This is a genomic window from Sphingorhabdus arenilitoris (assembly GCF_042651485.1).
GTDB classification, from domain to species: Bacteria; Pseudomonadota; Alphaproteobacteria; order Sphingomonadales; family Sphingomonadaceae; genus Sphingorhabdus_B; species Sphingorhabdus_B arenilitoris.
This window is the reverse complement of the sequence record NZ_JBHSDH010000013.1, coordinates 1,410,928-1,423,273: the sequence shown is the minus strand read 5'-3', so window position 1 is coordinate 1,423,273 and position 12,346 is coordinate 1,410,928. Positions and strand designations below refer to the sequence as shown.

Below are 12,346 nucleotides of genomic sequence, written 5' to 3'. Positions count from 1 at the left end.
CGCATGATTATGCGCTTCGTCTTTGCTTTGGCTGGCTCCCTTACCGCGCTATATGCCGCGTTACCCGCAGCCGTGCAGGCAAAAGGCCCGGCGCTGGTGACATCGGACGGACCGGCATCGGTGATTATGACGGTGTATCGTGATCCCTACCGGGGTGAGCAGGTGATTAACTCAAATTGGCCCGGGGGCTATGCGCTCATCACTGAAACGCGCACGATCCAGATTCCAGCGGGCGAATCGGTGATCCGATTTGAAGGCGTGTCAGAGGGTATGTATCCCGAAAGCGCCATTGTCACCGGCCTGCCCGAAGGGGTCAAAGAGAAAAACCGCGATGCCCGGCTATTGTCACCCGCCGGATTGATCGATGCCTATCTGAAGCGCGAGGTTGAGCTGACCCGCACCAACAAGGCAACCGGCATATCGCGCAAACAAAATGCGATGATTACCGCAGGTCCCGGCGGCGGCGTGATATTGGAAACTGGTGAGGGCTTTGAAGCGCTACGCTGCACCGGCCTTCCTGAAAAGTTGAATTTTGCGCGCGTACCAAAGGATCTGGCAGCAAAGCCGACATTGTCGGTTATCACGCAAAGCAGCAAAGCGGTGAACGCCACCGTCACGCTCAGCTATATGGCTGCTGGTTTTGACTGGCAGGCCAATTATGTGCTGAATGCAGGCGATATTGCGGCGGATCATAAACTGGATATGAATGTCTTTGCCTGGCTCACCGTGGCCAATGGCGGCAATCAAAGCTTTGATCAGGCGAGCCTGCAGGTGGTGGCAGGAAAGCTGAATAAAGAACGCAATGCTGCGCTTCCCGCTGGTCCTGACCCGTTTTTGCGACTACAATGCTGGCCAATGCAGCGCACCGATCAAGTGCCCTTTCGGCAGCCTTATGGCACCTTCACCAATCCATCCTTCGTCGAATATGAGGATGCGGCGGCTGAATCAATTATTGTCACAGCATCGCGGATGAAGGGGGCGCCTATGGAGATGGCGATGGCACCCGCGCCTCCTCCTCCTCCGCCAGCGCCCGCAATTGTGGCGCAGCAGGAGGAACTTGGCGATTTGAAATTATACCGCGTGCCCGAACCGATGGACGTGAAGGCCAAAGGGCAGAAACAAGTCGCGATGATCGTGCAGCCGGAGGCGGAATTTAAGCTGATATACCGGGTGAAGCGCGAGACCCTATATGGCGGCAACAATTATATTCCGGTCCTGCCGACATTGATCAGCAAAAATGACGAGGAAAAAGGCCTTGGCGTGCCGCTACCGTCCGGGCAAGGGATGGTATTCGAAAATGCCATGTCCGCTTATTTGCTGGCCGGTGAAGTAAAAGTCGCCGACCGCGCCGTCGGGGATAAGATTGAATGGGTCATGCCCGCCAGCAATCAGGTAAAGCTTCTCCATCTGATCACTGCAAATGACGCCAATGGATATGATATCAGCCTGAAACTAACCAATGCCAACCCGTTTGACATTGAGGCAGAGATTGAATTGCCAGAGGGGATAGGGAGGTTGCCCGATAATGTCCGCCGCGTGGATGGCAAGAATATCTGGTTTGTCACGCTGCCCGGCAATGATGAAATGAATTTGGCCTATCGCATCAGCTTTAAGCGGTGACCGCCTAATCCCGTTGCCAATCCTGGGCCTAATCCTGTGGTAGAGGCCGCGGCCGGTGATTTTCATCTAGCGCAACGAAAGTGAACAGACCTTCGGTTACCTTAACCTCTTGCTGTCCCCGGTCGCGCGTCGCGATCACTTCGATCCGAATAGCCATGGATGACCGCCCGCGTCTCTCCAATTTCGCATAGACAGAGATAATATCGCGCAGCAAAATCGGTGCGATAAATTCCATCGTTTCAATTGCGACGGTGGCCGTCGGACCTTGTGCAATGCGCGCCGCAACTATCCCGCCAGCGATGTCCATCTGGCTCAGCACCCATCCGCCGAAAATATGGCCATTGGCGTTAATATCCTTTTGCGCAGGCACCACCCGCAGCACGGGGTCGCTGCGTTTCGGCAGATTGCGTATTTCATCGGTCATAAGGATATACCTTTATTTGTCGGCTTCGTCGCGGAATGGGTCGTCGATGGATTCGTCATGCCCCGTACCGCTGGACAAGAAGACAAGCCCCATCAGGCTTGCGGTGAGTAATATCGCAGCAATCATCGCTCCGGCTGTGGCAATGTAGAAATGGATCGATACCCAGCCATATTTGAACCAAAATGCACCCAGCACCAATATGGTGATCGATATGGTAAACGCCGCCATCCAGCGCATCAGCCGCCAATAACGCTTCCACGCAAATTCCGCATAATCGGGATCATCAAGGGGGGAGGGGTTCACCATATTTTATCCTGACGCTTCTCTATGCTATAACCTTGCCCAGACGCAAGACGAATAGGAGAGGGATATGACAATATCAGCGATATTAGCAGGCCGCGAAGGCCCCATATATAATGCCACAGCAGATGAGAGCGTTGCATTAGCCGCGGCGCGGCTTGCCGAACAAAAAATTGGCGCGCTTCCCGTTATGGACGGAAATATCGTTGCAGGTATATTCTCCGAGCGCGATGTGATTTACGGTTTGGCCATGCATGGAACCGCAATGCTCGATAAAAAAGTGGGGGAGGTGATGACTGCGCCCGCCATAATGGTGAGCAGCGACACACCGATATTATCCGCGCTTTCGCTTATGACGCGGCGGCGTATCCGGCATTTGCCGGTGGTCGACGCAGGAAATCTGACCGGATTTATTTCCATCGGCGATCTGGTCAAACACCGGATAGAAAAAATCGAAGCAGAAGCGGCGGCAATGCGCGATTATATCCAAATGGCGTAAATGGGGCGGTGCATTTGGGACAAAAATACGAAAGACACTGGCCCTCCCGCTAATTTATCCGATCGGTTCGCTGCTGATATCTGCGGACGGGGCATAGCCTGTGGGAGCAAGGCCGCTGGCTTGCGCTGGCGCGCCGTATAAGCGGTTCCATTCGGCCAGTTTCGCCTCATATTGGGCATAGCTGTCGAAAAAGCGGATGAAAATTCCGTCTAGGTCGCTCAATGCACCGACGCTATATTCGGGCAAAACGCGCCAATCGACTGCAGCGGCTTCTTGGCTTTTGATCAGCGCAGCATCGCAGAATTCTTGTCTGACCGTTGGTAAGGAGAAGTAATTATATAAATCGGTCATTTTGGTATCGCGAACCCGCAAAGCATTTTCACCGGGATAGCGGGTTTTATATTCCTGATCGATCACCTTGCTGATTTTGCGCAGCGTCAATTTATTATTGCCGATGAAGCTGTTGTAATTGGTTGCAATTGCATCCCATACCGGACCCTGACAATTGAGCGCGGCGACGTTGATCGCGGAACGGAAATGCCACACGGCTTCATTGCTGCTGATAAACCTGTTGGGTGTTTCACGGACGCCGTCAATACCAACGGGAGGCATAATTAACGTCGCCGCAGCACCCGCAGGCGGAAGCGGCCGAGCTGGCGGCGGCGGGGGCGCGACAATGACTGGCGGCGGTGGCGGAATGGGAGCGGGCGGCGGCTTTGGCGTGCAAGCTGCAATGACCGTGAAGGCGAAAACCACACCCAAGTTGCGAAGCCCCAAGCTCATTTGATATTCTCCATTACCATTGCCCATTCCTGTTAATCACCGTTCAACACCATGTCGCCGGAAAAATAAAGGGGGCTTAGCTTTTGGGACAAAGAAAAAGGCCCGGAAGTTTCCAACCGGGCCTTTATAGCTGATTTTACATGAACCTTCGATTTAATGGTCGAACCATCAATCCTGACTGCCAAAGAAGCTCAGCAGAAACTGGAACATATTGATAAAGTCCAGATACAGGCTCAACGCACCCATGATGGCCGCTTTGCCGACCATATCGGAACCGCGCACCTGCAAATAGACATTCTTGATCATCTGCGTGTCATAGGCGGTCAATCCTGCAAAAATCAGGACGCCCAGAAAGCTGATAACCCAGCCCATTGTGTCTGAGCCCAAGAAAATATTCACAATCGATGCGACGATCAAGCCGACCACACCCATGATCAGAAAGTTACCCCAGCCGCTCAAATCCTTTTTCGTCGTGTAACCCCACAAGCTCAAACCTGCAAAAGCAGCCGAGGCAGCAAAAAAGGTTTGTGCGATAGACTCGCCGGTGAACATCATGAAGATACGCGACATGGACAATCCCATAAGGACAGCGAAGCCCCAGAAAATTGCCTGCAAAGCCGGAGTTGACAGCTTGTTCACGCCAAAGCTCATCACCAATACAGCGACCAGCGGCGAAAGAATGATTACCCAGCTAAGCAAGCTAGGGTTCAACATCAAATCTTGCGCAAATTGGGTTTGCGCAAATGTCATGGCGACAATGCCGGTCAAAAGCACAGCCGACGCCATATAATTATAGACTTTCAGCATATGGGACCGAAGTCCCTGATCAATCGCTGCGGCTTCTTGGACACCGGCCCGCGAAGCCATAGCGGCTTCCGCTTGACGTTGTTGCGGGTCTAGCCATTCGGACATAATAATCTCCTCAAAAACACGGCACGATAGCCTTATTCGATAATATCGGGTGTTTTTCAGTCTATTTCAAGCAAAACCGGACAAATTACGCAAAGAATATCGTGACCGGGGAGTTAGGGTCCGGACTCGATAGAAACAGCACCGAGGTTTGAAGCCATTTTGCTCAGGGCTAGGAAGTGAGCCGCCGGGATATACATATATCTCAAGGCTTGCTGACGCAGCACTGGGCAAAATGGGTCAAATCCTAAAGGACGTCAAAATGGCTTCGATCTCGTCGCAAAATACGCTTGCAGGCAGAATAACTGCCTGACTGCGCGCATTTTGCCCCAATATCTTTGCCATTTTGACGCCTCGATGCTGTTTCTATTGGGTCCGGACCCTAACCATTTTTTGCCAGCATATGCGCCAGACTTTCGGTGGCCGCCTGCACCTGATGCCAGCAGGAGGCAAAGTCATCTTCATCGCCATAATAGGGATCAGCCACGCTTTGCCCCTGCCAGCCCGGCAAATGGTCAAGCAGCAAGCTTAACTGCGCCGTCCCGGTCCCGCTCATGGCCTGTAAATCGGTAAGGTTATTGCTGTCCAAAGCGCAAATCAGATCAAATTCCACAAAATCGCTTTGGCGCACTTGCCGCGCCTTATATGCCGAAATATCAATGCCGCCATATTGCAGCGCCGCAGCCCTAGCGCGCCGATCCGGGGCATGGCCAATATGCCAGTCGCCCGTGCCAGCAGAGTCAATCTTCAGCGTCAAATCCTTCTGCTTAGCGGCTTGACGCATAGCTGCCTCGGCGAGGGGAGAACGGCAGATATTGCCCAAGCAGACGAATAAAACGGATTGTATCGGACGGATGACGGTCATGCGGCACTCTTCTTGGCTTGCGCTTTGTCTACGGCTTGCTTACGCATTAACGCAGAGAGAATAAAAATAAAGAGGAGAGCGAATATGGCCAGCAGCGCGGAAGCAGCAGCGGGATCAACCTCAACCGGTCAAGCGTTTGGCACGCCGGGTTATCGCAATTATGTCCTGTTCACCTTGTTGTTGTGCTACACCCTCAACTTCATTGACCGCATTTTAATTCAGGTCCTGTCTGAACCGATCATTAATGAATTTGGCCTGAAAGATTGGCAATTCGGCTTGTTATCAGGATTTGGCTTCGCGCTTCTCTACACCATTGCTGGTATACCTATCGCCCGGCTTGCGGAACGAATGAACCGGGTAAAGATCATCGCCATCAGCATCGTAATCTGGTCGCTGATGACCGCGCTATGCGGTCTTGCGGGCAGCTTTATCGCGCTACTCGCTTTCCGTGTCGGGGTCGGCATTGGTGAGGCGGGGCTGACGCCGCCGGCCAATTCGATCATCGCCGATTATTTTCCGCCGCGCAGCCGGGCCCGGGCGCTGGCCGTTTATGCCATGGGCGTGACGTTGGGCAGCGTGCTTGCGGCGGCCTTTGGCGGACCGATTGCGCAGGCCTTTTCATGGAGAGAGGCGTTTTTGCTGCTCGGTATTCCCGGCATATTGGTAGGTGTCGTCGTCTGGTTCACGATAAAGGAGCCGCCGCGCGGCTATTCAGACCCGGTGGGAACGCCCAAAGTGGAATCGCGTGGATTTGGGGAAACTTTGGGACGGCTGGCGGGCAACAGAAGCTACTGGCTCAACGTCACAGCGGCGACGATAGTCGCGTTTGTCGGCTATGGTGTTTCGTCATTTCAGGCATCTTTTTTTGTCAGGGCCTATGATCTCAGCTTAGCGCAGGTTGCTACGCAATTTTTGATACCTCTTGGCCTCGCTGCGGCAGGTGGGACATTTTTGGGCGGTTTCCTCACCGAAAAATTAAGCGGCCGTTTCGGCACTGCGGTGGCCTGGCTGCCCGGATATGGCCTTATCCTCGCCGTTCCTTTTTATTGGTTCGGATTTGGCAGCAGCGATCCGTTCATCGCATTCTGGCTGCTATTTGCAGCTGCAATCCTGCATTATAGCTATTTGGGCGCGCAATATACGATTTGTCAGGGTGTTGTAGGCGCCCGTTCACGCGCGACGGCGATTGCAATCATGCTCTTCGTCGTCAATTTCATTGGCTATGGCGCAGGGCCTTTGGTGGTCGGATTGCTGAGTGATCATTATGCAACGGCGTTTCTGGCCTCATCGCAATTTGCGGGTGAACTTACCATTCCGATGTGCAAAGGCGACGGAGCCACGTTGCTGCAAAATCTGGGCGCGACCAAAGCCGCATTTTGCTCGCAGATGAGCGCAGAAGGTCTGCGTCAATCGGTTAAGCTGGTGTCCTTGCTATTCGGCGTTGCCGGGCTCGTATATCTGATGACATCGAAAACTTTGCACAAAGACATGGTTGCCAAAATGAATTGACGGCGCGTTTTTCCGCCAAACCGTAATGGCGCGGCATAAGGATTTTACTGGCATTGCATGAATTTAATCGTGCGATTAAAAAACAACTTGACGTTCGCGTAAACAAGCTGTCAATTGCCGATAAAAATTCAGCTCAATAGGAGAATAGCCATGTCATTGGATAGCATCCCCCGCAGTGCCTATAACGAAGATCATGAAGCGTTTCGCCGCACCGTGCGGCAATTTATGGAAAATGAAATCGCTCCCAATGCCGCGAAATGGCAGGAAGAAAAAATTGTCCCCAAATCTATCTGGCCCAAGGCAGGGGAATTGGGGATGTTATGCCCGACTGTGCCGGAGGAATATGGCGGTCTAGGTCTCGATTTCGGTTATAACGCCATCGTTGACGAAGAAAGCAGCTACTATGGCGGTGCGGCCACTGGATTTTCGCTGCAAAGCGATATCGTGGTCAATTATCTCGTCAGCTATGGCAGCGAAGAGCAGAAGAAACATTGGCTGCCCAAATTGGTGTCGGGCGAGGTAGTAACCGCCATCGCCATGACTGAGCCTGGCACGGGATCCGACCTGCAAAGCATGACGACCACGGCCAAAAAAGACGGCAATCACTATGTCATCAACGGCAGCAAAACCTATATCACCAATGGGCAGAATGCCGACCTGATATTGGTCTGCGCCAAAACCGACACCGAAGTTCAGCCCGCTTGGAAGGGCGTTTCGATTATCCTGGTGGAGGCGGAACGCGAAGGTTTTAAGCGCGGCCGCAACCTCGACAAAATCGGCATGGATGAAGCCGATACATCGGAGTTATTTTTCGAAGATGTCCGTGTGCCGATGACCAATTGTCTTGGCGAAGAGGGCAAAGGCTTCATCTATTTGATGAGCGAATTGCCGCAGGAACGTCTGTCCATCGCCGTATCGGCCATGGCATCGACGCAAAAGGCGTTCGACGAAACCGTCGCCTTCGTGAAAGAACGCAAAGCGTTTGGCAAAACCGTGTTTGATTTTCAAAATACCAAATTTGTCTTGGCCGATATTAAGGCAAAGCTGCAAGTTGGCTGGGCGCATCTCGATTGGGCCTTGAACCGCCATTATAAAAAAGAGCTGACCGCCGAAGAGGGCGCAGCGGCCAAGCTGTGGCATACCGAATTGCAATGGGAAGTGATGGACAAATGCCTGCAATTACATGGCGGCGCGGGATATATGAATGAGTATGCCATTGCCAAAATGTGGCGCGGTGCCCGCGTTACCCGGATTTTCGGCGGTACCAGCGAGATTATGAAAGAGCTGATCGGACGCAGCCTGTAACCGGCAACCCAATCTTTGACTTGACGTCGCCACCCCTGATCTGTTTGGGGGCGGCGATTTTATTTTGATGAAAGTAAAAATATGGCCCGCCCTGAACCGTGGCAATTGCTACCCGAAAGCTATCCCTTTAGCCATTTGACCGAAACCCGCTTTGCCGACCTCGATCTGCTGGGCCATATCAACAATGTATCGATGGCCGGGCTGTTTGAACATGGCCGGGGAATGTTTAACCACAGCATCGCGGCGCAGCGCCGGACCGAGGGGCAACGCTGGTTAATCGCAGCGGTCGATATCAACTATATTGCCGAGGCACATTTCCCGCAGCCAGTGCGCATTGCCAGCGGGATCAGCCGGATCGGCAATAGCAGCTGGGACATTGCATCCGCCGCATTTCAGGATGGCGAATGCAAGGCCACCTGCCTGACCACAATCGTCCTCACGGAAGCGAGCGGCTCGGTCCCGATCAGCGACGATCTGCGCCGCGAATTTGAACGGCTCGGCATTACCCGCTGATCCCGCAGGCGAACGGCAATCAGGAGAGGCTGGCCCGTTAACAGCTAGAATATTTTCACGCGGGATGGGCGTTGCCCTTGTCCGTACCGGCGGCCAAATCATTCACATCATCAAGGCCAATCGCGCGCAGAAATACCATGCCTTCCACCCGCTGCATTAGAATTGCCGCTTCGCGCGCCCGCGCGCTCTCATTTTCGCTAACCAGCTGCGCCTTGGCCCATTCGAAATAGACGCGGCCCATCTGCTCGCCCACTTGCCGGTAAAATGGGTCGCCTTGCGCGGACAGTGATGCGATTTGCAGGAAAAGCTGCAAATAGGGCGTGAAGGCCGCCTGCCCCAAAATGGATATGGTCCGGGTGATGCAGGCATCCAGCGGCAACGGCGCATTCGCTCCGCCCGCCAACATCATGGCAGTCGTGCGCGCGGCGATCCGCTGCAATATGGCGGTCATCAGCCCAGCTTTGTCACCAAAATAATAGACCAGCATACGGTCGCTCGTCCCCGCCGCCTTGGCCAGCGGGCGCAGGCTTGCTGCATTGAGCCCAGCCGTAAGCACATGGTCAGCCATTTTCTCAAGCGACGCCTCGCGCTGCATTTCGGTCTTTTTCATTTTAGGCTTGTAGCAGCTGCTACAATATTGTAGCAAGTGCTACATAATCGGGGTTGAAAGGAGTATTGGAATGGACGACTCGGCATATATTTTGGGCAACGCTGGGTTTATCCTTTTCACGCTAGGACTGATTATCGGCGCGGTGATCCCACGCCTCCGGAATGCCAGAATGGCGTTATCGGCGCATTTGACCGCAGTCCAGTCGGGCCTAGCCTTGATGATATTCGCGGTCTTCTGGCCGTTTTTCGGATTGCCCGATTGGGCGGCTGCGCCGGTTGGCTGGTCATTGACCATGTCCTTTTATCTGCTGACCACTGGCATCACTCTTGCCGCCCATTTTGGGGCCAGCAAGGCGTTACCCATGGCGGGTGAGGGGTTTTCGAGCAGTAGAGTAAGGGAAAATTTGGTCTCCATACTCACAATCGGCAGCTCGGTTTGGATGTTGCTGACCTGCCTTTTCGTCTGCTTTTTCTTACTCACTGCTTAACTTCTAGAGGGAGGTATCGATGTCTGATTTATACCATAAATGGCTAACCACCTGGGGCTGGGGCGTTGTCCTGTTTGGTTTGGCCCTCGCGGGTATCGCATGGGATGCCACCAGCGGCTTCACGCGGATATTCTTCGACTTGGTTGGCAGCCCGATTGCCGAAGCACCTGATACGCAGATGCGTTTTGTGATCGGGTTGATGGGCTGCGTCACCGCCGGATGGGGATTGACCTTCATGGCCGTTTTTAAAGCAGCAGCGCAGCTATCGCCAGAAACCGCGCGGCCTATCTGGGGCGTGACCACCGCAGCCGCCCTGTTTTGGTATGGCACCGACAGCGCCATTTCGATTGCGCTCGGCTACCCGCTGAATGCCGCGTCAAACACGGTACTGTTGGCGCTCTACCTCATCCCCATATGGCGGAGCGGAGTGCTACGGGGAAAATCAACCTTCTCTCAATCATGCAAGCAATTTAATAGGTCCTGAGCCTAAACCCGGGCATTTCTATGGCGCGAGGAAATAGGTTTCACGCAAAGGCGCAAAGATTTTGAAGACGGCAGCGTAAGCGGTGAGGCAGCAGGCAGGCCCCGTCCCCTTGATAAACTTCGCACTCTTTTTGTTAAGTTCGGGGCTGGTGATCGGGACTGTTTGGTATTATGTGCCCTTAATTCGTGCTGAATTTTAGCGTTGGATGCTACTTCGATGGCTATGTGACTAAGTCTAAGGGTAGATCAGATATGTCCCTTAATCTTTTACCGTCTATCATCGTATCTAGTAACTCAAGCGTGTCTTCCCTCCTCAAATCAAGAAGTGCGTCTCTTAGTTCGGGTAAGGCAAAATGGTAAACACAGTCTATGTCTCCCGTGCCGAGAGCTAATGAAGCAATACGAGTCGGCATGGGTTCGCCAGTAATGACAGCGATGTGAGGCAAGCGTCCCTTACGATTTCTGACAAGGTTTAAACCTTCAGATCTTGCATTTTGAGCGCGATCGCTTCGAAGTGTCCATTTACAGCTGAGCGATGCATGGAGGATTGGCTGATTGTTGTTAAGCGCTCTTAAGCTTGACAATTTAGCTGTCTGATCATCGACTAACACAATGCTCCTATTTATAGTCTGATCGGTTTCGGGCATTCGTCCTACGATGATGTCTGGCTTTATTAGGTAGTCTGAACCTAGAGCAGTTGCGATTTGTTTGTTCGTTTTTGCAATTGCCTCAAGGTCGTCGAGGTGAGCATATTGATCGAATTGAGCAATCCCGCCGCCCTTATTTACAAAAAAGTTACCAGGCCTAAGGTGTTGCATCTGCTCAAAACAAAGTCTGACGAAGGTAGCAGTTATCTCTTCAAAATTTGAACCGGCAGTTTGTCCGGGTAATTTTCCCGCAGTTTTGGCAATTCCAATTCTATCCAAAATCGCGCTAGCAATGTCGACGCTTATTCTGCTGCCACTGTCAGCATTGCTTGGAACGCCTTTGGTGTTTTGTGTCAATGTTTCCAGCAAAATGGTGGCGTGGAATTCCGTTCTTGCTTTGGAAAGCCAAGCATCAGCCATTATGCGGCCCGTACAAGAAAATGTTTTTGTACCGACAATGCAATTTTCAAATTATGCGCCACGGCTCTCGCCACCGGCGGAGGAAAGGCGTTGCCAACTTGCCGGTAGCTGGCGGTTTTTCTGCCGTGGAATTGCCAGTCATCTGGAAAACCCTGCAGCCGCGCCACCATACGCACGGTGAGGCGCGGCGTGCCGACGAAATCGGGGCCGGGGGTTTCGTTGAACAGGCTTTTGCCCTCTACGCCCAGCGTGGCCCAAGCGCGGCGCGCGCGGGTGGGGCCAAGATCGGGGCCGCCATGTTTCTTGCTGCCGCCCACGATAGTAGGCGCGATGTCATCTGCGCCCGCCGCCCATTTCTTCGCACCGCGCCAGCCGCCCGCCGCCATCAGGTCCAGCAATGTTTCCCCCACAGTGGGCGGATTATGCGGCTGTGCTGTTGGCCAATCAAAAGCATCGACATATTCCCGGCGCAGGGCGACAATCACAACCCGGGGGCGCAGCTGCGGGACGCCATAATCGGAAGCGTTGAGCAAACGCCAGTCGGCTTTATAGCCCAGCTTTTCGAGCTGTGCCTTCAACCCGTTGCGATAATCCTCAAAGGCCGCCGATAAAAACCCGCGGACATTTTCGATCATGATCGCGCGTGGACGGATCTCATCGATAAGGCGGATGGCGGCGGGGAACAGATTGCGCTCGTCTTTTTCGCCCAGCTGCTTTCCCGCGATGGAAAAGGGCGGACAGGGCAGACCGCCGGCGAACAAATCGGTTCCAGCAAATTCGCGTCCGTCAAACGCATTCATATCGGCGCAGCGCACATCCCATGCGGGGCGATTGAGCCGCAGCGTCGCCGCGCAATCGGTGTCAATCTCCACCAGCGCGTTGTGATGAAACCCGGCCTGCTCCAACCCGAGAGCCTGACCACCGGCACCTGCGCAAAATTCGATAGAATGCATGATGAAGTTCCCTTTTTGC

At 53.5% G+C, this 12,346-nt stretch carries 15 protein-coding genes; 7 read left to right on the top strand and 8 right to left on the bottom strand.

Features of this window, described 5'->3' with window-relative positions:
• The first annotated feature begins 9 nt into the window (after positions 1-9).
• Positions 10-1,620, top strand: a complete 1,611-nt coding sequence (locus ACFOWX_RS11015; protein ID WP_381424050.1) for a DUF4139 domain-containing protein — start codon at positions 10-12, stop codon at positions 1,618-1,620.
• A gap of 28 nt (positions 1,621-1,648) precedes the next feature.
• On the opposite strand, the gene ACFOWX_RS11010 is transcribed toward ACFOWX_RS11015, so the two are convergent.
• The gene (locus ACFOWX_RS11010) at positions 1,649-2,044 is read right to left on the bottom strand and encodes an acyl-CoA thioesterase (RefSeq protein WP_381424048.1); all 396 of its coding nucleotides are present in this window, start codon (positions 2,042-2,044) and stop codon (positions 1,649-1,651) included.
• 12 nt (positions 2,045-2,056) lie between these two features.
• On the bottom strand, positions 2,057-2,350 hold the full coding sequence (locus ACFOWX_RS11005) for a hypothetical protein (protein ID WP_381424046.1): 294 nt from the start codon (positions 2,348-2,350) through the stop codon (positions 2,057-2,059).
• A 64-nt stretch (positions 2,351-2,414) separates the two neighbouring features.
• Here ACFOWX_RS11005 and ACFOWX_RS11000 point away from each other — a divergent pair, with 64 nt between their 5' ends.
• Positions 2,415-2,843 carry a CBS domain-containing protein gene (locus tag ACFOWX_RS11000; RefSeq protein WP_381424044.1) on the top strand — a complete coding sequence of 143 codons (429 nt, stop codon included), beginning with the start codon at positions 2,415-2,417 and terminating at the stop codon, positions 2,841-2,843.
• 54 nt (positions 2,844-2,897) lie between these two features.
• Here ACFOWX_RS11000 and ACFOWX_RS10995 read toward each other — a convergent pair whose 3' ends face one another.
• From ACFOWX_RS10995 to ACFOWX_RS10985, 3 genes are all read right to left on the bottom strand, one after another.
• Complete coding sequence (locus ACFOWX_RS10995) at positions 2,898-3,626, bottom strand: hypothetical protein (RefSeq protein ID WP_381424042.1); 729 nt, start codon at positions 3,624-3,626, stop codon at positions 2,898-2,900.
• A 168-nt stretch (positions 3,627-3,794) separates the two neighbouring features.
• On the bottom strand, positions 3,795-4,538 hold the full coding sequence (locus tag ACFOWX_RS10990; RefSeq protein ID WP_381424040.1) for a Bax inhibitor-1/YccA family protein: 744 nt from the start codon (positions 4,536-4,538) through the stop codon (positions 3,795-3,797).
• Positions 4,539-4,917: 379 nt separating this feature from the next.
• Positions 4,918-5,400, bottom strand: a complete 483-nt coding sequence (locus ACFOWX_RS10985; RefSeq protein ID WP_381424038.1) for a low molecular weight protein-tyrosine-phosphatase — start codon at positions 5,398-5,400, stop codon at positions 4,918-4,920.
• An 84-nt stretch (positions 5,401-5,484) separates the two neighbouring features.
• Here ACFOWX_RS10985 and ACFOWX_RS10980 point away from each other — a divergent pair, with 84 nt between their 5' ends.
• The 3 genes from ACFOWX_RS10980 (at position 5,485) to ACFOWX_RS10970 (ending at position 8,727) form a co-directional block, all read left to right on the top strand.
• Positions 5,485-6,909 (top strand): spinster family MFS transporter, encoded by a 1,425-nt coding sequence (locus ACFOWX_RS10980; protein WP_381424036.1) that lies wholly within the window; start codon positions 5,485-5,487, stop codon positions 6,907-6,909.
• Positions 6,910-7,059: 150 nt separating this feature from the next.
• Entirely contained in the window at positions 7,060-8,214 is a 1,155-nt protein-coding gene (locus ACFOWX_RS10975; protein WP_381424034.1) for an acyl-CoA dehydrogenase family protein, read from the top strand.
• Positions 8,215-8,295: 81 nt separating this feature from the next.
• Positions 8,296-8,727, top strand: coding sequence for an acyl-CoA thioesterase (locus ACFOWX_RS10970; RefSeq protein WP_381424032.1), 432 nt, complete (start codon positions 8,296-8,298; stop codon positions 8,725-8,727).
• Between the two features lie 55 nt (positions 8,728-8,782).
• On the opposite strand, the gene ACFOWX_RS10965 is transcribed toward ACFOWX_RS10970, so the two are convergent.
• The gene (locus ACFOWX_RS10965; protein WP_381424030.1) at positions 8,783-9,337 is read right to left on the bottom strand and encodes a TetR family transcriptional regulator; all 555 of its coding nucleotides are present in this window, start codon (positions 9,335-9,337) and stop codon (positions 8,783-8,785) included.
• Between the two features lie 70 nt (positions 9,338-9,407).
• Here ACFOWX_RS10965 and ACFOWX_RS10960 point away from each other — a divergent pair, with 70 nt between their 5' ends.
• Together ACFOWX_RS10960 and ACFOWX_RS10955 are read left to right on the top strand one after the other, a co-directional pair.
• On the top strand, positions 9,408-9,824 hold the full coding sequence (locus ACFOWX_RS10960) for a hypothetical protein (RefSeq protein WP_381424028.1): 417 nt from the start codon (positions 9,408-9,410) through the stop codon (positions 9,822-9,824).
• 19 nt (positions 9,825-9,843) lie between these two features.
• Positions 9,844-10,308: a hypothetical protein gene (locus tag ACFOWX_RS10955; RefSeq protein ID WP_381424026.1), complete on the top strand. Its 465-nt coding sequence runs from the start codon at positions 9,844-9,846 to the stop codon at positions 10,306-10,308.
• A 220-nt stretch (positions 10,309-10,528) separates the two neighbouring features.
• On the opposite strand, the gene ACFOWX_RS10950 is transcribed toward ACFOWX_RS10955, so the two are convergent.
• Entirely contained in the window at positions 10,529-11,374 is an 846-nt protein-coding gene (locus tag ACFOWX_RS10950; RefSeq protein ID WP_381424024.1) for an NgoMIV family type II restriction endonuclease, read from the bottom strand.
• Positions 11,374-12,327: a DNA cytosine methyltransferase gene (locus tag ACFOWX_RS10945; protein ID WP_381424022.1), complete on the bottom strand. Its 954-nt coding sequence runs from the start codon at positions 12,325-12,327 to the stop codon at positions 11,374-11,376. The genes ACFOWX_RS10950 and ACFOWX_RS10945 overlap by 1 nt, the downstream gene beginning before the upstream one ends.
• Between the last annotated feature and the right edge of the window lie 19 nt (positions 12,328-12,346).

Excerpts from the sequence above, each read along its gene's own strand:
- ACFOWX_RS11010 (WP_381424048.1), bottom strand. The coding sequence starts at position 2,044 with ATGACCGATGAAATACGCAATCTGCCGAAACGCAGCGACCCCGTGCTG.
- ACFOWX_RS11000 (WP_381424044.1), top strand. The coding sequence starts at position 2,415 with ATGACAATATCAGCGATATTAGCAGGCCGCGAAGGCCCCATATATAAT.
- ACFOWX_RS10990 (WP_381424040.1), bottom strand. The coding sequence starts at position 4,538 with ATGTCCGAATGGCTAGACCCGCAACAACGTCAAGCGGAAGCCGCTATG.
- ACFOWX_RS10950 (WP_381424024.1), bottom strand. The coding sequence starts at position 11,374 with ATGGCTGATGCTTGGCTTTCCAAAGCAAGAACGGAATTCCACGCCACC.
- ACFOWX_RS10970 (WP_381424032.1), top strand. The coding sequence starts at position 8,296 with ATGGCCCGCCCTGAACCGTGGCAATTGCTACCCGAAAGCTATCCCTTT.
- ACFOWX_RS10995 (WP_381424042.1), bottom strand. The coding sequence starts at position 3,626 with ATGAGCTTGGGGCTTCGCAACTTGGGTGTGGTTTTCGCCTTCACGGTC.
- ACFOWX_RS10965 (WP_381424030.1), bottom strand. The coding sequence starts at position 9,337 with ATGAAAAAGACCGAAATGCAGCGCGAGGCGTCGCTTGAGAAAATGGCT.
- ACFOWX_RS10960 (WP_381424028.1), top strand. The coding sequence starts at position 9,408 with ATGGACGACTCGGCATATATTTTGGGCAACGCTGGGTTTATCCTTTTC.
- ACFOWX_RS10985 (WP_381424038.1), bottom strand. The coding sequence starts at position 5,400 with ATGACCGTCATCCGTCCGATACAATCCGTTTTATTCGTCTGCTTGGGC.
- ACFOWX_RS10945 (WP_381424022.1), bottom strand. The coding sequence starts at position 12,327 with ATGCATTCTATCGAATTTTGCGCAGGTGCCGGTGGTCAGGCTCTCGGG.
- ACFOWX_RS10980 (WP_381424036.1), top strand. The coding sequence starts at position 5,485 with ATGGCCAGCAGCGCGGAAGCAGCAGCGGGATCAACCTCAACCGGTCAA.
- ACFOWX_RS10955 (WP_381424026.1), top strand. The coding sequence starts at position 9,844 with ATGTCTGATTTATACCATAAATGGCTAACCACCTGGGGCTGGGGCGTT.
- ACFOWX_RS10975 (WP_381424034.1), top strand. The coding sequence starts at position 7,060 with ATGTCATTGGATAGCATCCCCCGCAGTGCCTATAACGAAGATCATGAA.
- ACFOWX_RS11015 (WP_381424050.1), top strand. The coding sequence starts at position 10 with ATGCGCTTCGTCTTTGCTTTGGCTGGCTCCCTTACCGCGCTATATGCC.
- ACFOWX_RS11005 (WP_381424046.1), bottom strand. The coding sequence starts at position 2,350 with ATGGTGAACCCCTCCCCCCTTGATGATCCCGATTATGCGGAATTTGCG.